Below are 17950 nucleotides of genomic sequence, written 5' to 3'. Positions count from 1 at the left end.
ACGACAGGACATGTCAGAGGAGTTTGAAGTCGACGAACGGCCGAACGACACGCAACTGGGCGCCGGCCCAGAGCATGAATCCCTCGGGCAACTTGTCGCCGCGCTGCGTATTGAACTCGACGCTCCGGACGTAGGCCAGACAGACGGGGATGACCTTGCCATCGGGCAATTGAGCTCGGGTGAACTTGGCGTAGCTGAAATCGGCCCTGAGCATCATTTCCCCATGGAACACCGTGCCCTCGGGCATGGAGCCCACGTCGCTCTCGAGCCTGGCCTCGATGGGCCCGTTCTTGGCGGGAATGCGCAGGTGATTGAACCGCTCGGGGTCCTTGCCAGGCCATCCCAGGGAGGCATGGACGACTCCCCCGTCGGGCAGGTCATAGACATTGTGCATGGATCCACTGCCTTTGGGGCAGTCGGACCTGGGCGGCACGCCCGGCGGACCGATGGGCTTGGGCCCGCTCGCGCAGGCGGAGGTGATGCAGGCGGCGGCGATGGGCGCGAGCGCGCGGCGCTTCGTGGCGGTGAGGTTCATGGGGGGGTCCGTTGGGTGCGTCGCGGGAGCGACGGGCGCGGGGGTGGGTGACTTCCGAGGTCCCGCGTTGAACCCAACTTCTCCCGTCATGTGCTCGGGCGCCAATTCATGGCGAGACGCGGCCTGTTGCATGGGGCGGGGCGCGGCCGACTCGGGAGGTGGGGTGGGGGGCCCGTCCTCCGAGGTCAACTCCCGCGCGGCGAGCCCGCCGCCCAGCGCGAGCAGGCCCCCGAGCGCCACCGCCACCGGCCACCGCCTGGCGCGCGGGGGGGAGGGGGGCACGGACGGCTCCGGCGCACGCACCGTCAGCTGGCGCTCGCCGGGAAACAGCCGCGTGCGCCAGGTGTCGTCCGCCTGGGCGAGCACGTCCATCAGCGCGGCCGCGAGCGCGGGCGCATCGGCGAAGCGCGCCTCGGGCCGCTTCTCCAGCATGCGCAGGCACAGCTCGCTCACCCCCCGGGGCACCCGCGGGTTGCGCAGGTGGGGCGGCTCGGGGTCGTGCTCGAGGATGCGGCGCACCAGGGGCCCCTGCCGGTCTCCGAAGGGGAGCGTCCGGGTGAGCAGCGCGTAGAAGGTGACGCCCAGCGCCCACAGGTCATCCCCGGGTCGCTCGGGGGGCGGCTCGCCCACCCACTCGCGCGCGAAGCGCAGGAGCTCCGGGCTGCGGTACTCGGGCGTGCCGGGGGGCATGCGCTGCGTGAGCCGGGGCGCGCCCTCGAAGCCCGCGGCGCCGAAGTCCACCAGCACCGGCCGCCCGTCGCCCTGGCGGATGATGATGTTGGACTCCTTCACGTCCCGGTGCACCACCCCGGCGGCATGCACCCGGCCGAGGATGTCCACGAGCGGCCGCATCACCTGGACGAGCAGCTCGTGGGCGTCCGGGTTGAAGTCGCGCGCCCACACGTCCAGCTCCGGCCCGTCCACGAGCTCCAGCGCGAGCACGAGGAAGCGCGGGGCCTCGTCCGGCCACAGGCCGTAGCCGAGAAAGCCCACCACCGGCAGGGCCTGGACCCGCCGCAGCGCATCCACCTCGCGCTCGCCGCGCTCGTCGCGGGGCACCAGCTTGATGGCGAAGCGCCGCGCGCCCCGCCGGGCCGCGTACAGCGCGCCGAAGCTGCCCCGGGCCAGCCGCCCCTCGACGAAGAAGCCCGCCACCTGGGTGCCCGGGGCCAGCTCCAGCCCGAGCCACTCGTCCCCTGCCTCTCCTCGTCCATCTCGCATGCCGCCTGCCTCCCGGAGGCGCGCACGCTACCAGGGAGGTGAGGGCGGCACCCGAACGCCCCGGGTAGGGGTGGGCAGGGGGGATGCGCGCGGCGCGGGGCCCGGGACGCCTAGGTGCGGCGCGCCGTCTGGTGCAGCTCGAGCACGATGTGGCCGCCCTTGAACAGGCGCACCGCGCCCGAGGTCTGGCTCACCACCAGCGCGATGCTCTTGGTCGTCGAGGTGATGCTCGCCGCGGCGGCGTGCCGCGCGCCCAGCCCGAGGGGAATCTTCACCGTCTCGTCCGAGGCCGACAGGTAGCGGCCCGCGGCCAGCACCACGCCGTCCTCGCGGATGACGAACGAGCCGTCGAGCACGGAGAAGTTCTTGATGGCCTCGCGAATCTTCGGATCCAACACGTTGCGCTCGGACTCGGACAGGCCCTGGAACGGGTTGATGGTCATCTGCCGGCTCTTCTCCATCACGCTCGTGTGGTCGCCGATGGTGAGGATGGTGCCGATGGGGTGACCCTCGAAGCCCTCCTGGCCGATCTGCAGCGCGAGCTGGATGAGGGCGTCCACCACCTGGGAGTTGAACTCGTCGCCAAGCTTCACCCCCTCGATGGCGAGCCGGTCGTCGAGCGAGCCGCCGATGCGCATCTGCATCAGGGTGTCCGGGGGGCGGCCGAGCTTGCCCGTCATGCACAGCACGAGGTTGCCCTCGGCGAAGGCCCCCTGGGACAGGGCGGACACGAGGGCCACCTTCACCCGCTCGGTGCGCGAGTAGTCGTAGGCGGGAATCACCAGGGCGCGTTGTTTGGTGGCGAGCAGTTCCTGCGCGAGCCGGGGCGTTGTCACGGCGTAGACGAGCTTGCGCCGGGCATGCTGGCGGCGCAGATCCTCGACGGGAATGAGCACGTCGCTGATGTAGAGGAAGTGGTCCACCTCCCCCTTGCCAGCAAGCGAGAGGGCGGCGCGCAGGAACTCCCGGTCGAATTTCGAGGTATCGCTCATGGAATGCATGTCGGCCGCGTGTTGGACGCGAACCGGGCCTCCTTGACACCAGACCGCGTCTGAATAAAGCTTTCCGGCCTTTTTTTTCGGGGATGTTGGGCCCACGTCCCCGCTGCACGGGAGCCTAAGGCTGTGAACCAGAAAGATCTCAAGCGTTACAAGAAGATGCTCGAGGACAGCAAGGCGAGCTTGCTGCAGAGCGCGCAGAAGACCCTGATGGAGGAGTCCAGCTTCGACACCGACGACCTCCCGGATGAGATCGACCAGGCTTCGTCCGAGTACACCCAGTCGATGGTGTTCCGCCTGCGCGATCGGGAGAAGTTCCTGCTGCAGAAGATCGACAAGGCGCTGGAGCGCATCGACAACGGCACGTTCGGCGTGTGCGAGCGGTGCGAGGAGGACATCTCGCCCAAGCGGCTGGACGCGCGTCCGGTGACGACGCTGTGCATCCGGTGCAAGGAAGAGCAGGAGAAGAAGGAAAAGTCCTACGGCTGAGCCGTGGGGCGCGGCAGGGGGAGGCCCGTCCTCATACACGGGCCCACGTGGGGGCCTCCCTCGCCGTGCATCACACCGTCAGTTGGATTTCCACCCGGAGCAACTGGCGGCCGATGAGGAAGTGGTCCCCGTTCTCCACGAACACGGGTCCGGTCAGCCGCAGGAAGGTGCCGTTGGACGAGCCCACGTCCTTGACGCGCAGCCGGTCCTGCTTCACGTGCAAGAGCGCGTGGCGGCCGGAGACGAAGCCGTCGGTGGGGAAGGTGATGTCGCCCTGCTCGCGTCCCAGGTGGTTGTCGCCCTCCCGGAGCGGGAAGGCCGCCCCGCGCACGCCCCCCTCCAGGATCTGCACCAGGCGCAGCCGGTAGCCCGGGTCGGACGAGCCCCAGATGTGGGCGCCGCCCGGACCCACCGCCGAGGCGGGAATGGGCTCGAGCACCAGGCGCTGCCGGCCCAGCCGCAGCTCGCCCCCCACGGGCAGCTCCTTTTCCTGCCGCAGGCGCGCGAAGACGCCGTTGGCGCCGCCCACGTCCTCCATGGCCAGCCGGCCCCCGGAGAAGAAGAAGCGCGCCTGGACGGGCATGATGAAGGGGTCGTCCGTCAGGGGCAGGTCGCCCTGGGGGCCACAGGTGAGGGTGTCCCGGGTCATGCGCACCACGGATTCCGGCCCGCCGTCGGCCCGGACCACCCGGAGGGCGACCTGGGGGCGGGGCGCCTGTTTGGGCGCGGCCATCACCATGGTGCCCGAGCGGAGGGGCGAGCCACAGACGTGGCAGGTGGAGGCGGAGTCGGGGTTCTCGGCGTCGCAGCGGGGACAGTAGGCCATGGCGGGGCGGCAGGTCATATCAAGCCCGGCGGGGGGTTGCTCGGACCTCGAACGGCGGTGCGTCCATCTTGCGGGCAACCCGATGCTCGTGGGAAGTTCGGGGACCCTACCGTTGACCCTCGTGCATCCGGGATCGTCCTCCTTGTCTTGCCCCAGCTGCGGCGCCGATGCCGCCGATGACTCCTCCAAGTTCTGCCTCTCGTGCGGCTCCCTGCTCGCGCGCGCGGATTCGGACGACTATGTCGGGCGTGTGCTCGCCCAGAAGTACAAGGTCGAGGCGCTGATCGGCGAGGGCGGCATGGGCAAGGTGTACCGCGCCCGCCAGGAGGCCCTGGACAAGCTGGTCGTGCTCAAGGTGCTGCGCCAGTCGCTGCTCAACGACGACCGCACCGTGGCGCGCTTCAAGCGCGAGGCCAAGGCCGCCAGCCGCCTCAACCACCCCAACTCCATCAGCATCCTCGACTTCGGCCAGGCCGAGGACGGCGCGCTCTTCATCGCGATGGAGTTCGTGCCGGGGCAGGACCTGCACACCGTGCTCAGCAAGGAGGGCCCGCTGCCCGAGCCGCGCGTGGCGCGCATCGTGGGCCAGGTGCTCTCCGCCCTCTACGACGCGCACAACGCCGGCGTCATCCACCGGGACTTGAAGCCCGAGAACATCATGGTGGAGCAGCGGCGCAACGAGGCGGACGTCGTCAAGGTGCTCGACTTCGGCATCGCGAAGATCCAGGACGGCGGCAACGACGACGGGCCCGCGCTCACGCGCAACGGCTTCGTCTGCGGTACCCCCGAGTACATGTCCCCGGAGCAGGCGCGCGGCTCGCCCCTGGACCACCGCTCGGACCTGTACGCCGTGGGCGTCATCCTCTACCAGCTCGTCACCGGACGGCTGCCCTTCGAGTCCGACTCCGCGGTGGGCTTCGCCACCAAGCACCTCACCGAGGAGCCCGTGCCGCCCTCGCGCCGGCGCCCCGAGGTGCGCGTGTCGTCCGCCATGGACCGGCTCATCATGCGCGCGCTCTCCAAGAGCCCGGATGACCGGCCGCAGGACGCCGAGGCCTTCAAGGCGGAGCTGTTCGCGGTGGTGGACAAGGAGCGCGAGCGGCGCGCGGCGCCGCCGCCCAACCGCCGCCAGGGCCTCGCCCCGCTGCCGCGCAAGAGCACCCTGCCGCCCGAGGACAAGACCGCGGCCTGGACGGACGCTCCCGAGCCCACCGTGCGCGCCGCGCCCGAGTACACCCAGAGCGGCGGTGGGGCCACGCGGGTCGCGGACCGCACGCAGCTCGGGCCCGCGCCCCAGCGCGAGCGGCCCTCGGTGTCCGTGACGGCCATGCGCGCCGCGCCCGAGCGGCCCTCGCAGGAGCGCCTGCCCACGCTGCTCACCGCGCCCCAGCTGTCGGACAAGACCGAGGCCATCATCCTCCCGGTGTCCGAGCCCGACGAGGCGGATGCCGGCGGCGGCTTCGGCTTCTTCAAGGCCTTCGTGCTCTCGCTCGCCCTGGCCACGCTCGCCCTGGTGGGCTACTGGCTGTACTCGAGCTGGCACGAGCAGTCGCGCGAGAAGCCCTTCGTGCCGCCGAAGAACGCGCCCATCCCGGGGCAGGAGTCCGGCATCTTCGTGCCCGCGCCGGGCGTGCCCCTGTACGAGCAGAACATCCCCAAGGAGAAGCGCGACGCGCGCGCGGCCCAGCGCTACGTGCAGGCGGGCTATGACGCCTACCGGCGCGGGGACTTGCGCATGGCCACCACCCAGTTCCTCAACGCCTTCACGTTGGACCCGACGCCGGAGCTGTCGCTCATGCTCGGCGAGGTGTACTGGGCCCGGGGCGATCAGCCCGCCGAGGCGCGCGGCTGGTGGCGTCGGCACCTGCGCGACATGCCGAACTCCAAGGCCGGGGCCACGCTGGTGCGCAAGGACCCCGACCTGTACTCCAAGGACGTGAAGTAGCCGTCCCCGGCGCGCGCACGCCGCGCGCTCAGGCCATCAGCTCCACCTGGACGACGTGCTGGCCCATGCGCACCCGGTCTCCCGGCCGCAGGGCCTTCTCCACGCCCGAGGGGATGCGCACGTAGGTGCCGAGCCCGCCCGACAAGTCCCGCAACTGGGCGCCCGTGGGGGTGAAGCTCAGCTCGCAGTGCCGTCCGGCCAGTCCCTCCTCCTGCGCGTAGCAGAAGTCGCAGTTGGCCTGGCCGATGGTGAGCAGGGGGGCGGAGGTGACCACCGCGCGTCCGCTGCGCCCGCCCACGAGCACCTCCTCCACGCCATAGACGCCCTGGCCGGGAGGCACCGGCGCGCCGTAGACGATGGGCCGGCCCGCCAGGGGCGGCGGCGCGTCGAGCTTGCCGAGGAAGCGGAACAGGCGCTGGCCCACGCTGAAGAAGGCGTAGGGCGTCAGGGCCTCGGCACCGGAGATGGTGACGTACAGGCCCGAGGCGCTGGCCTCGTCGCGCACGAGCAGCACGTTGTCGCGGATGAGGAAGGAGGCATGCAGCGCGGACACGTAGACGTCATCCGCGAAGAGGATGGCGCCGCGCGAGCGGCCCACCGTGCAGCCGGTCACCGGCAGCTTGAAGCGCTGCCCGCGGGCCGAGCCCGACACCACCATCAACCCGAAGCGCGAGGCGGCCGCGGGCGGACGCGCGGCGGGACGGGCCACCCCAGGAGGGGGCGGCGGCGCGGCGGGCGGGCGGGCGGCGGGCGTGGACACGGGCGGCCCAGGGACGGGCGGCGCGGACACGGGGGGCCGGGCGCCGGGCGGCGGGCGCGCCACGGGCACCCCTCCGGCGGCGGCCATGGGGGGCGGGGTCCGGCTCGAGGGCTTCATCCCCGGCGGACCCGGGGCGGGCCCTGCCCCGGGCCTGGCCGAGGGGCGGGCGGCCGTCCGGGCGGAGGCCTGGAGGGCGGTGCCACAGGTGGTACACGCCTCGGCACGGGCGGGATTGTGGCCGTCACAGGTCGGGCAGACCACGGCGAGAACGGACAGCAGGAGCTGTGACATGGGCGGAGCGACTCTAGAAGTGGGCGCGCGGCCGGGTCAACGAAAGCGCGCTTGGAGCGAATCCCGAGCCAGCGACGTTGCCCGCTCTGGGTATGGCAGTTAGCATTGATGACCCCTCGATGATCCGCCTGAACGACATCCTCCAACGGGTGGCCTCCTATCACCCGGACCCCGACCTGGACATCATCAAGAAGGCTTACGTCTATTCGGCCAAGGTGCACCAGGGCCAATTGCGCAAGTCCGGTGAGCCCTACCTCATACATCCCCTGGAGGTCGCCGGCCTGCTCGCGGAGCTCAAGCTCGACGAGGCCTCCATCGTCACCGGTCTGCTCCACGACACGATCGAGGACACGCTCGCCACGTCCGAGGAGCTGACCGAGCTGTTCGGTCCCGAAGTCGCCCAACTCGTGGACGGCGTGACCAAGCTGTCCAAGTTCTCCGCCTCGGCCACGCTCTCCCAGGAGGAGAAGCAGGCGGAGAACTTCCGCAAGATGATCATCGCGATGGCGCAGGACATCCGCGTCATCCTGGTCAAGCTCGCCGACCGCACCCACAACATGCGGACCCTGGACCACATGTCCGAGGAGAAGCAGCGGCGGATCGCCCAGGAGACCCTGGACATCTACGCCCCGCTCGCCAACCGCCTGGGCATCAGCTGGGTGAAGACCGAGCTGGAGGACCTGTCCTTCCGCTACGTCAAGCCCCAGGACTTCCTCACGCTCCAGGACAAGCTGGGCAAGCGCAAGAAGGAGCGCGAGAAGTACATCGAGGACGTGAGCACCCTCATCAACACCAAGCTCGCCGAGCGCGGGCTCAAGGGGGACGTGAGCGGCCGCTTCAAGCACGTCTACAGCATCTACAAGAAGATGAAGTCGCAGGGGATCGAGTTCGAGCAGATCCACGACATCATCGCCTTTCGCATCATCACCAACTCCATGCCCGCCTGCTACGAGGCGCTGGGGCTGGTGCATCAGCTGTGGAAGCCCGTGCCGGGGCGCTTCAAGGACTTCATCGCCATCCCCAAGCCCAACATGTACCAGTCCCTGCACACCACGGTGGTGGGGCCGCTGGGCGAGCGGATCGAAGTGCAGATCCGCACCCCGGACATGCACAAGGTGGCCGAGGAAGGCATCGCCGCGCACTGGGCCTACAAGGAAGGCAAGGCGCTGTCCGTCAGCAAGGACGACGAGAAGTTCGCCTGGCTGCGCCAGCTCATGGAGTGGCAGCAGGACCTCAAGGATCCCAAGGAGTTCCTCGAGACGGTGAAGGTGGACCTCTTCACCGACGAGGTCTTCGTCTTCACGCCCCGCGGTGACGTGAAGAGCCTGCCCCGGGGCGCCACGCCCGTGGACTTCGCCTACGCCATCCACTCGGACGTGGGCGGGCGGTGCGTGGGCTCCAAGGTGAACGGGAAGATCGTTCCCCTGCGCTACAAGCTCAAGAACGGGGACACGGTGGAGGTGCTCACCAGCCCCCAGGCGCACCCGTCCAAGGACTGGCTCACCTTCGTCAAGACGAGCCGTGCCCAGCAGCGCATCCGCGCCTTCATCAAGCAGCAGCAGCGCGAGAAGAGCCTGCAGCTCGGCCGCGAGCTGCTCGAGCGCGAGCTCAAGCGCTACCAGCTCACCTTCAACCGCCTGCTCAAGAACGGCGAGATGAAGAAGGTCTGCGAAGAGCTCGGCTTCCGGGTGGAGGACGACCTGCTGGTGGCCATCGGCTACGGCAAGGTGGTGCCCAACCAGGTGCTCGCGCGGGTGGTGCCTCCGGAGCGGCTCGCGGCCTCCTCGGCCGACAGCCGCACCGCCCCCAGCTCCGACTCCAACGGACACTCGGGCTCCGGCATGCTGCCCGGCCTGTCCAAGGTCACCGACTTCGCCAAGAAGCTGGTGGGCAAGCAGAACAGCAGCGGCGTGCAGATCGGCGGCGTGGACGACATCCTCGTGCGCTTCGGGCGCTGTTGTAACCCCGTGCCGGGGGACCCCATCGCTGGCTTCATCACCCGTGGGCGAGGGGTCACGGTTCACACGGTGGGTTGTGACAAGGCGCTCGCCACGGATCCCGAGCGCCGCGTGGACGTGTCCTGGGACGTGCGCGGCGACTTCAAGCGCCCCGTCACGCTGCGGGTGCTCACCACCGAGCGCACCGGCATGCTGGCGGACATCTCCAACACCTTCTCGAAGAAGGGCGTCAACATCTCCCAGGCCAACTGCCGGGCCACGGGCGACGAGCGCGCGGTGAACACCTTCGAGGTCACCATCACCGACCTCAAGCAGCTCACCGACCTCATGCGCACCATCGAGCGCCTGCCTGGCGTCTACTCCGTCGAGCGCATCTGACGCGGGGCGTGTTGTTCGAGGGACTCGGTCGGACCTAGGCTCCCAGGTCCTCCACCGAGCCCTCCCATGACCGCCCAGCGACCCAACATCTACGCCCCCGAGATCTGGAACGACCCGCACGCCTTCTACGCCTCGCTGCGGCGCGAGGCGCCCGTGCGGCAGGTGGACCCGGGCGGCATGTGGGCGGTGACGCGCTACGAGGACGTGCTCCATGTCCTCAAGAATCCGCAGCTCTTCTCGTCCGAGGGCTTCCGCGCGGGCGTGCAGCCCGACTGGCTCCAGATGCGCAACCCCGTGGTCGACTCCATCCTGGTGATGGATCCGCCCTCGCATACCCGCCTGCGCTCGCTCATCACCCGGACCTTCTCGGCCTCGGGCGTGGCCCGTCTGGAGCCGTCCATCCGGGACTCGGCGCGCTCCATCGTCGATGACATGCTGGCGCGCCGCCGGGTGGACTTCGTCGAGGCGATGGCGCTGGCGCTGCCCTCACGCGCCCTGAGCTCGCTGCTGGGCGTGGATGCCGCCCTGGCCCCGCGCTTCAAGGCCTGGGCGGATGCGGTGACGGGCGTCGGCATCACCCCCGCGGACGCCCCCGAGGCGCGCAAGGCCGAGCTGGTGGCCACCCTGGAGGATCTCACGCACCACCTGAAGGCGGTCCTCGCGCTGCGCCGGCACCAGCCCGGGCCCGACGTGGTGACGGACCTGCTGCAGGCCCGGGCTCAAGGGGGCGTGGCGTCGGACGAGGAGCTGCTGGGCTTCCTCGTCCTGCTGCTCGTCGCCGGCCTGGAGACGACGTACGACCTGCTGGGCCTCTGCGGCCTGACGCTGGCGGACCACCCGGAACTCTGGGCGCGCTTGAAGCAGGACCGCGCGCTCGTGCCCCGCTTCGTCGAGGAGGTCCTGCGCTTCGAGTCCCCCTCCCAGTCCACCCTGCGCACCACCACCCAGGAGACGGAGGTGGGCGGGGTGCGGCTGCCCAAGGGCGCCGTCGTCCTGGTGCAGTTCGTCTCGGCCAACCGGGACGAGTCGGTCTACCGCGACGCCCACCGCTTCGACCTGGATCGCACGGGCGTGCCCAGCCTGGCCTTCGGCCAGGGCATCCACTTCTGCGTGGGCGCGCCCCTGGCCCGCCTGGAGGCGCGGCTGGCCGTGGAGACGCTGCTGGAGCGGTGTGACCGGCTGGTGCGCGAGCCCGGTCCCGTGACGTGGAACGTGGCGGTGACCACCCGAGGCCCCGCCGTGCTCCCGATGGAGCTCTTCCCCGCCTAGTGCACGACGGGCACGCGCCGGGCCCACTCGCTCTTGCCGTAGCGCTGGTGCAGCAGCCGGAAGGCCGCCAGCGCCTCCTTCGTGTTCTGCCCCCCACACCCCCGCTTGCTCGCGCGCACCACCCGGTAGAGCGCCTCGGGGGAGCGGGGGTCCTCCGGGTGGGCCTGGGCCCAGTCCACGGCCACCCGGCCGAACCAACGCACCGCGGGGCCCGCCTCCACCAGCGAGCGCCACTCCGCGCGCGCCGCCTGGGTCTCGTCCGGCGTCAGGAAGGAGAAGGGCACCGCGAGGTCCTTCCACTCGGGGCTCACGCACCACCAGTTGCGCACGTGGGACACGTCCTCGGTGAGGCTGGACTTCGCGGCCCAGTCCCGGTCTCCCGTCGGGTGGAGGAAGGGCGAGACCACCGGCAGGCCCATGAGGAGCAGCCGCGCGTCGAAGAGTCGCTCCTCGGTGGTGGGCCGCTCCGCGAGGCGCAGCAGCTCGGCGCTCGCCGCGGGCTCCGTCGCGGCCAGCTCCCGGGCCACGGTCCGCAGCGTGTCGTCCTCGCCCACCACGGCGGCCCGCGCGAACGCGGCCCAGCGCGCCTGCCGCTGCATCGGCGGGGACAGGTGCTCCGCGCGCGCCAGCTCCCGCAGCCGGCGGGCCTGGAGCCCGGGGCCCAGCACGCTCAGGGCCTCGTCGTCGAAGAGGAGCGTCCGGGGCCCCGTGTACCGATCCTCGAGGCCCAGCTCGCTCAGGCCCGTCTGCTGGCGGGGCGCCTCGCGGAACACCTCCTCCCAGGAGCGCGCGAGCTCGAGCCGCTCGCGGCGGACGAGGTTCTCCGCGGACGGCAGGCCCTCGGTCATCGCGGGCGTCAGCCGCGCCAGGTGCTCCCGCGCGGCCTCCACCCGGCCCGAGTGCCGCATGAGGTGCGTGGTGTACCAGGCCACCGTCAGGCCCGCGGGCGAGTCGAGGGGCACCTGGACCGCCGCGGCCAGGAGGGCGGGCAGCTCGGGGGAGTCCGGCCGGGCCTTCATCAGCGCCGCGACGAGCCATGCCGGACGCGCGCCCTTCTTCCACTTCGCCAGCGCCGTCGCGTAGGCCTTCCGGGCCTCCTGTTCCGCGTCCGGCATGGGCTCGACGTCCTCGCTCACCGTGCGCATCCACAGTTGCAGGTCCGCCGCCGCGCCCGTGAGCCCGGGGCAGTCCTCCACGCCCTTGAAGTAGAGCAGGTGCAGGTCGACCAGCTCCGACTCGAGCGCCGTGCCCGTGCCCTTCTCCAGCACCCGGGCGTACAGCTCGCAGCGCCGGGCCTCGCGATCCATCCGGATGCGGATGAGCCCGAGCAGACGTCGCGCGGGGGCATGCGCCTCACGCTGGGCCGTGTCCGCCAGCACCTGGACGAGCAGGGTGTCCGCCCTCGCGAACCGGGTCCGCTGCTCCGGCGTGAGCGACGCGAAGTCCTCGCGCTCCTGGAGCACCTGCCGGACGATCGCGCGCGCGGCGAGGTAGTTCCCCCAAGCCCGATAGGGCGACGTCGGCTCCGCGGCGATCGCCTGGAAGGCGGTGACGGCTTCCTCGACCCCACCGCAATAGAAGAGGCGGGCGGCGTCCTGATACGCGCGCTCCTGGAGGCGACGGGCCCGCTCCGGTGCGGACAGCCCGTCGTTCAGCGCCTCCTCCAGCGCGGGCAGGCCTCGCGGTTCCTCGCAGGGACCGAAGACCCGATCCTGGGCGCGCACCCATTCCTGGGTCACAGCCGGGTGCGCCTTCCACAGCCGGGCCAGGGTCCGGGCCGTGGTGGCGGCGCGTGACAGCGCATGCGCCTGGAGGTGGTTCACCTCCGCGTAGTCCGACGTCTCCGTGAGGCGCGGCGCCGCGCTGGGGGCCTCGGGCAGCAGGGTGTTCCGGACGGAGCGCCACTCCGCGAGCGCGTCCTCCACCGAAAGCCGCTCGTCGTCCTGCTCGCGCGCCAGGCCCTGGGCGAGCGTGCGCTGCTCCTCGCGCGTCGTGGGCACGCCCGAGAGGGTGCGGTACGCGTAGAGCAGGTACAGGGGCCGGTAGGTGGGCAGGAGGATGCCGAAGCGCGTCGCCGCGAAGGCCGTGAAGGGCCGGTCCGGGTGCTTGGGGAAGACGAACAGGGGCATGCTGTGCGTGGGGCCGCAGGCCCGCGCGGACGTGGCGTCGAGCAGCAGGGCCGCCGAGACGAGTCCCGCGATCAAGGTCCTCATGGAGTCACCACCTGAGTCACCACCTTCGAGCGTGCCGTCTGGAACGCCAGGGCGGTCCAGGGACGCGGGTTGAACACGTAGACCGTGGAAGCGAAGGAGGGTGGGGCGCGCCACTCGTCCATCGCCACGCCGAGGCTGTGCAGGCACGGCGCCACCGGGGCGCGTCGCAGCCGGGCCTCATGCGCGGCGCCGTCCGCGCCCATGCGGAACCATTGCGGCACGACCTCCTCCACGGGCGCCCGGGTGAGCCACCCGTCCCGCGTGCACCAGGACACCAGGGCGGTGATGGACAGGGGCGTGCCCTGGGGGAGCCGGGCGCGCACCTCCTCCAGCAACCGCAGGTAGGCCGGGTGCTCGGACTCCCGCGCGTCGAAGTCGAGCTGCAGGCCCGCGGCGTCCATCCGCCGGGCGACGTCCACGAGCCCCTCCGCCACGCGCTGGCGCAGGGCCTCGGGCACGTGCGCGAGCGAGGCCCCCCCGCGCATCTCCAGGCGCACGGTGGCCCGGGGCCGCAGACCCGGGGGCAGGCGGAGCGGCTGGCGGCGGGGCACCACGCGGAAGGACTCCTCGGTGAGGTGGACCGTGGCCGCGAGGAAGGCGACCTCGGCGTCCGCCGGCGACAGGAAGCGCAGGTCCTCGGGCCGCTCCCAGGCCCACAGCACGAGCCGGGGAGGGGGCCGCGCGGGAGGCTCGGCGGGGGGCGTGCAGACGCAGAGGCCGGTGAGCAGCAGCCCTGGGACGAGCCGTCGGAGCATGGGTCCCCGCACTTCATCCGATGCCATGCGCTCCGGCAAGGGAGGCGCGGGCGTTGTCATGCCTCAGGGCGTTGCCGCGTCATTCATGGGCAGGAGCTGACAACACCAGATGTCTTCCGCGCATGAGACAATACGTTTCTCGTGTTCCCCACAGGAAACGTCTGGAGGGCAGTATCGTCCGTCGAGCGAAGGAAGTTCTTCTCCGTCGATGACATCCTCGGGGCGGGGCCGTGACTCGGCCCGGCGCGGATCCAGCGGACACGCGGCGATGAGCCGACAAGTCCCTTCATCAAAGGATGGCGGCCAGGGACCATCAATGAAATCCTCCGCCACGTAATGCTCCACGGATAGCGCTTCGGTGTAGGTCAACATCGAATCATCGAGAGCACCGGGAGAGGCGCAGCGCTGGACCTTGCCCCATGGGCGAAATGCATGAACCTCGAACTCGGCGAACGATCCACATTCCGAGATCTCGCGACGCGCCCCAGTGAAACGCCCTCGAATTCGGTACCTTCCCCAGTGCCAGACATTTCGACGGAGTCGTTCATTCGGTTGTTCTGGCCCAATGGGAACCACTTTTTCGAAGGGACCAGACTCCACGCTCGCGAGGTGGAGGAGATCCAGACCGCATTCCGATGTATGCTCCGCGAAATACTCTGGTTCTTCATGGGAGCGAGGCGCGACAGGCTCAGATACATGTGAGGCGTTTTTGAGAATGAACGCGCCCGTCAAGATCAGTAGCGCGAGCACGAAGAAAGCGATGCGTTGCTTCATCAGTCGACCTTGTCTCCTGATTTCCATAGCAAGAGTCGCGCGATGCCCGCATTGTTATGTTGGTGCCAGAGAGCGCCTGGGCTGAGCGTTACCCGCCCGCCTGTGTCATGAATCTTCTTGTAATCGACCTTCCCATCCGAACCCTCGGCATGGACTTTGAGATGTCTTGCCCACTTTTCAGCGAAATTTTTCGTGTTGCATCCGAAGAACTTGTGTGGAGCGCTCGCATCCTTTTGTGTGATGAAGGATGAGGCGTTGAGTTTGCCGATATCGCCGATACTCAAAACAGCAGTTCGGTCTGGCGAGACTGCTTCGTGATCCCTGATGTCATGGCTCAAGGAAAGCCATAGGTCTTCGCTTGCATGGCCAAAAAACCATAGCCGACTGATCTTGGTGGTTTTGATGGCGTTGATGTACTTGATGGCTTCTGCTGCCGAGGAAATGCCTTTGTATGTCCAGCCGCGAGATGTTGCGCGAGTTTTGAGCAGGTCGATATAATTGGAGAGTTTGTGCTTCGTTTTGATGGAGACGGTGTGCTCGTATTGCGTCGGAGCCGTCTTTTTGTTCGATAGGTCAGACGTCCATCGTTCAGTGTAGGCAGGCTCATAGACCAGCCAGTGGACGTCCTCTGTTTTTACGTCGTGCAGTGCTGTCCTGGCGGAACGCAACAGCGGCGGCGTGACGAAATTGTCCCAGGTCTGGTCATGCTGATCAGGATCCTTGGGATCGTAAATTCCCGTTCCTCCTGAAATGATGATGAAGACGTTTTTCACGACGGTTCCCCCTTGAGGTCCTGTTGAACATAACCCGACCCAGGCAGAGGGTGGACGCGGTCATGACGTTGGAGCGAATCCGGTCGTGGCGCTTGTGGCGCCACGCGTTGGCCTGGAACCTCTTGTGCAAGGCGAGGGTTGGCCGTGCGGAGCCGGGGTGCTAGAGCCGCCCGGGAGGCGCGGCCACTCCCGGCCGCCTCGCTCCCCGAGGTGAACGCATGGCTCGCAAGACGGTGCACTCCGACGACGCCCCCAAGGCGATTGGGCCCTACTCGCAGGCGGTGCAGGTGGACGCCGGGAAGATGACCTTCCTGTCCGGTCAGATTCCCCTGGATCCCAAGACGATGGAGATGGTGACCGGAGACGTCGTCGCCCAGACCGAGCAGGTGATGAAGAACCTGGGCGCGGTGCTCCAGGCCGCGGGCCTCGACTTCTCGCACGTGGTGCGCTGCACCATCTTCCTCACCGACCTGGGTGACTTCGCCCGGGTGAACGAGGTCTACGGCCGCTCCTTCCCCGGCGCGCCCCCGGCCCGCGCCACGGTGCAGGTGTCCGCGCTGCCCCGCGGCTCCAAGGTGGAGATCGACGCCATCGCCGTGTCCTGAGCGCCCGGGCACCCCGCAACGACGAAGGCCGCCGGACCCGAGGGTCCTGGCGGCCTTCTTCACGTCGGGAGTCGAGCGGCGCGGACTACTTCTGATCCGCGGCGACCGTGCCCTTCTTCTTGAGCTCCTCGTCGATGACGCGCTTGAAGGCGTCCACGGGCTGGGCGCCCACGAGCGAGCGGCCGTTGATGAAGAAGCTCGGGGTGCCGTTGACGCCCACGCGGGTGGCCTCGGCCATGTCCGCGTTGAGCTGCGCCTCGAACTTGTTGGAGTCCATGGCGGCCTTGAACTGGCCCATGTTCAGGCCCAGCTCCTGGGCGTACTTCTCCAGCGAGGCGCGATCCAGGGCGCGCTGATTGGCGAAGAGCTTGTCGTGGTACTCCCAGAACTTGCCCTGCTCGTTGGCGGCCAGGGCCGCGAGCGCCGCGGGCTTGGCGTTGGCGTGGAAGGGCAGGGGCTGGTTCTTGAAGGCCACGCGGATCTTGCCCTTGTAGTCCTTCTCCAGCTGCGCGAGCGTGGGCACCACGCGGCTGCAGAAGGGGCACTCGAAGTCCGAGTAGGTCACGATGGTGACGGGGGCGTTCTTCGGGCCCTTGGCCGGAGCGTTGCCGACCTCGATGTTCTGCACGGCGGGCTCGGCGGCGGCGGCCTGGGCGGCCGGCGCGGGGGCGGCGCCATTGGACTTCACGCCCTCCTCGATGAGCCTGGCGTACAGGTCGGCCGGCTTGGTGCCAGCGGCCAGCAGCTTGTCCGCGCGGGCCTTCTCCTCCTCGATGATGCGCTTGAAGTTGTCGAAGGGCTGGGCGCCCACGATCTCGCGGCCGTTGATGAAGAAGGTCGGGGTGCCATTGGCGCCCACGGCGTTACCGGCGGCGGAGTCGGCCTCCACCTTGTCGCCGAGCTTGCCCGAGTCCATGGCGGCCTTGAACTGGCCCATGTTCAGGCCCAGCTCCTGGGCGTACTTCTCCAGCGAGGCGCGATCCAGGGCCTTCTGATTGGCGAAGAGCTTGTCGTGGTACTCCCAGAACTTGCCCTGCTCGTGCGCGGCCATGGACGCCACGGCGGCGGGCTTGGCGTTGGGGTGGAAGGGCAGGGGCTGGTGGCGGAACATCACGCGCACGTCCTTGGGGTACGTCTCCTTGATCTGCTTGAGCGTGGGGCCCACGCGGCCGCAGAAGGGGCACTCGAAGTCGGACCACTCGACGATCGTCACCTTGGCGTCCTTGGGACCGAAGGACGGGGAGTCGTTGGGCACGTCCACCTTGCGGTAGGCCTGGGCGGGAGCCTCGGCGGCCTGGGGGGCGGCGCGCGGCACGGAGTCCACGCCCTTGGCCATCACGGCGGCGTACACCTCGGAGGGCTTGGTGCCCGAGCGCACCAGCGCCTCGGCGTTGGCGAGCTCCGCGTCGATGACGGTCTTGAACTTGTCCAGGGGCTGGGCGCCCGACAGGAAGCGGCCGTTGATGAAGAAGGCCGGGGTGCCGTTGGCGCCGAGCTTGCCGGCCATGGCCTGGTCCCGATCGATGACGGCCGACAGCTTCTGGCTGCTCATGTCCGTCTTCCACTTGTTCATGTCGAGGCCGAGCTCCTGGGCGTGCTTCTCCAGGTCCTTGTCCTCGAGGTCGCGGCTGTTGGCGAACAGCTTGGCGTGGAACTCCCAGTACTTGCCCTGCTCACCGGCGGCCAGGGCGCCGAGCGCGGCCGGCTTGGCGCGCGGGTGGAAGGACAGCGGGTTCTGCTTCATGACCACGCGCAGCTTGTCGCCGTAGTCCTTCTGCAACTGCACCACCGTGGCGTCGGCGCGCGCGCAGAACGGGCACTGATAGTCGGAGAACTCCACCAGCGTGACGAGCGCGTCGGCGCTGCCCTTGGTGGGCGAGCCGTCGATGGGCACGCGGAACAGGGTGCTGTCGGAGGGCTTGCCATCACGGGGCGCGTTGGGGGCGGCGGCCACGGGGCGGCTGCCCTCGGTGGCGCCCTTGCCACCCTTCACGGAGTAGCCGGTGGCGAATCCCAGCAACAGGCCCACCAGGAGGGCCACGAGTACATTGGGTTTCATGAGTGTGTTCTGCTCCTAGGTACGTCGTCGGTCCAACTGCGGTCCCGGTTCGTGCGGACAGTCAACAGGGCGCGGGGTGATAACAGAGCCCATTCCGGGGG

Annotated in this window: 14 protein-coding genes; 5 read left to right on the top strand and 9 right to left on the bottom strand. The window is 69.5% G+C overall.

Annotated elements, in window-relative coordinates; all coding sequences use genetic code 11:
- Nucleotides 1–13 precede the first annotated feature (13 nt).
- Nucleotides 14–1756 (bottom strand): serine/threonine protein kinase, encoded by a 1743-nt coding sequence (locus tag I3V78_RS28580; protein ID WP_204492125.1) that lies wholly within the window; start codon nt 1754–1756, stop codon nt 14–16.
- 110 nt (nt 1757–1866) lie between these two features.
- Entirely contained in the window at nt 1867–2748 is an 882-nt protein-coding gene (locus tag I3V78_RS28575) for a DNA integrity scanning protein DisA nucleotide-binding domain protein (RefSeq protein WP_204492122.1), read from the bottom strand.
- A gap of 132 nt (nt 2749–2880) precedes the next feature.
- Here I3V78_RS28575 and I3V78_RS28570 point away from each other — a divergent pair, with 132 nt between their 5' ends.
- Nucleotides 2881–3243 (top strand): TraR/DksA C4-type zinc finger protein, encoded by a 363-nt coding sequence (locus I3V78_RS28570; protein WP_204492120.1) that lies wholly within the window; start codon nt 2881–2883, stop codon nt 3241–3243.
- A 70-nt stretch (nt 3244–3313) separates the two neighbouring features.
- On the opposite strand, the gene I3V78_RS28565 is transcribed toward I3V78_RS28570, so the two are convergent.
- Nucleotides 3314–4069 carry an FHA domain-containing protein gene (locus I3V78_RS28565; protein ID WP_204492118.1) on the bottom strand — a complete coding sequence of 252 codons (756 nt, stop codon included), beginning with the start codon at nt 4067–4069 and terminating at the stop codon, nt 3314–3316.
- A 142-nt stretch (nt 4070–4211) separates the two neighbouring features.
- Here I3V78_RS28565 and I3V78_RS28560 point away from each other — a divergent pair, with 142 nt between their 5' ends.
- Entirely contained in the window at nt 4212–6014 is a 1803-nt protein-coding gene (locus I3V78_RS28560; RefSeq protein WP_239576685.1) for a serine/threonine-protein kinase, read from the top strand.
- Between the two features lie 28 nt (nt 6015–6042).
- On the opposite strand, the gene I3V78_RS40005 is transcribed toward I3V78_RS28560, so the two are convergent.
- Nucleotides 6043–7065, bottom strand: a complete 1023-nt coding sequence (locus tag I3V78_RS40005; protein WP_204492114.1) for an FHA domain-containing protein — start codon at nt 7063–7065, stop codon at nt 6043–6045.
- A 119-nt stretch (nt 7066–7184) separates the two neighbouring features.
- On the opposite strand from I3V78_RS40005, the gene I3V78_RS28550 reads away from it, so the two are divergent.
- Together I3V78_RS28550 and I3V78_RS28545 are read left to right on the top strand one after the other, a co-directional pair.
- The gene (locus I3V78_RS28550) at nt 7185–9401 is read left to right on the top strand and encodes a RelA/SpoT family protein (RefSeq protein WP_204492112.1); all 2217 of its coding nucleotides are present in this window, start codon (nt 7185–7187) and stop codon (nt 9399–9401) included.
- Between the two features lie 66 nt (nt 9402–9467).
- On the top strand, nt 9468–10670 hold the full coding sequence (locus I3V78_RS28545) for a cytochrome P450 (protein WP_204492110.1): 1203 nt from the start codon (nt 9468–9470) through the stop codon (nt 10668–10670).
- On the opposite strand, the gene I3V78_RS28540 is transcribed toward I3V78_RS28545, so the two are convergent.
- The 4 genes from I3V78_RS28540 to I3V78_RS28525 form a co-directional block, all read right to left on the bottom strand.
- Nucleotides 10667–12883, bottom strand: coding sequence for a hypothetical protein (locus I3V78_RS28540; RefSeq protein WP_204492108.1), 2217 nt, complete (start codon nt 12881–12883; stop codon nt 10667–10669). The genes I3V78_RS28545 and I3V78_RS28540 overlap by 4 nt on opposite strands.
- Nucleotides 12880–13638 (bottom strand): DUF3142 domain-containing protein, encoded by a 759-nt coding sequence (locus I3V78_RS28535; RefSeq protein ID WP_204492106.1) that lies wholly within the window; start codon nt 13636–13638, stop codon nt 12880–12882. Before I3V78_RS28535 ends, I3V78_RS28540 begins: the two co-directional genes overlap by 4 nt.
- A 63-nt stretch (nt 13639–13701) precedes the next feature.
- Nucleotides 13702–14412, bottom strand: coding sequence for a hypothetical protein (locus I3V78_RS28530; protein WP_204492104.1), 711 nt, complete (start codon nt 14410–14412; stop codon nt 13702–13704).
- Nucleotides 14412–15185: a hypothetical protein gene (locus tag I3V78_RS28525; RefSeq protein WP_204492102.1), complete on the bottom strand. Its 774-nt coding sequence runs from the start codon at nt 15183–15185 to the stop codon at nt 14412–14414. Before I3V78_RS28525 ends, I3V78_RS28530 begins: the two co-directional genes overlap by 1 nt.
- A gap of 218 nt (nt 15186–15403) precedes the next feature.
- Here I3V78_RS28525 and I3V78_RS28520 point away from each other — a divergent pair, with 218 nt between their 5' ends.
- Complete coding sequence (locus tag I3V78_RS28520) at nt 15404–15790, top strand: RidA family protein (protein WP_204492100.1); 387 nt, start codon at nt 15404–15406, stop codon at nt 15788–15790.
- A gap of 85 nt (nt 15791–15875) precedes the next feature.
- On the opposite strand, the gene I3V78_RS28515 is transcribed toward I3V78_RS28520, so the two are convergent.
- Nucleotides 15876–17849, bottom strand: a complete 1974-nt coding sequence (locus I3V78_RS28515) for a DsbA family protein (protein ID WP_204492098.1) — start codon at nt 17847–17849, stop codon at nt 15876–15878.
- Between the last annotated feature and the right edge of the window lie 101 nt (nt 17850–17950).

The organism is Archangium primigenium, from assembly GCF_016904885.1.
GTDB lineage: Bacteria > Myxococcota > Myxococcia > Myxococcales > Myxococcaceae > Cystobacter > Cystobacter primigenius.
Note: the sequence above shows the minus strand (reverse complement) of the source record. Positions and strands in the feature narration are given on the sequence as shown.

Coding starts and splice junctions, on each gene's coding strand:
- I3V78_RS28580 (WP_204492125.1), bottom strand. CDS start 1,756: ATGCGAGATGGACGAGGAGAGGCAGGGGACGAGTGGCTCGGGCTGGAG.
- I3V78_RS28575 (WP_204492122.1), bottom strand. CDS start 2,748: ATGAGCGATACCTCGAAATTCGACCGGGAGTTCCTGCGCGCCGCCCTC.
- I3V78_RS28565 (WP_204492118.1), bottom strand. CDS start 4,069: ATGGCCTACTGTCCCCGCTGCGACGCCGAGAACCCCGACTCCGCCTCC.
- I3V78_RS40005 (WP_204492114.1), bottom strand. CDS start 7,065: ATGTCACAGCTCCTGCTGTCCGTTCTCGCCGTGGTCTGCCCGACCTGT.
- I3V78_RS28550 (WP_204492112.1), top strand. CDS start 7,185: ATGATCCGCCTGAACGACATCCTCCAACGGGTGGCCTCCTATCACCCG.
- I3V78_RS28545 (WP_204492110.1), top strand. CDS start 9,468: ATGACCGCCCAGCGACCCAACATCTACGCCCCCGAGATCTGGAACGAC.
- I3V78_RS28540 (WP_204492108.1), bottom strand. CDS start 12,883: ATGAGGACCTTGATCGCGGGACTCGTCTCGGCGGCCCTGCTGCTCGAC.
- I3V78_RS28535 (WP_204492106.1), bottom strand. CDS start 13,638: ATGCTCCGACGGCTCGTCCCAGGGCTGCTGCTCACCGGCCTCTGCGTC.
- I3V78_RS28530 (WP_204492104.1), bottom strand. CDS start 14,412: ATGAAGCAACGCATCGCTTTCTTCGTGCTCGCGCTACTGATCTTGACG.
- I3V78_RS28520 (WP_204492100.1), top strand. CDS start 15,404: ATGGCTCGCAAGACGGTGCACTCCGACGACGCCCCCAAGGCGATTGGG.
- I3V78_RS28515 (WP_204492098.1), bottom strand. CDS start 17,849: ATGAAACCCAATGTACTCGTGGCCCTCCTGGTGGGCCTGTTGCTGGGA.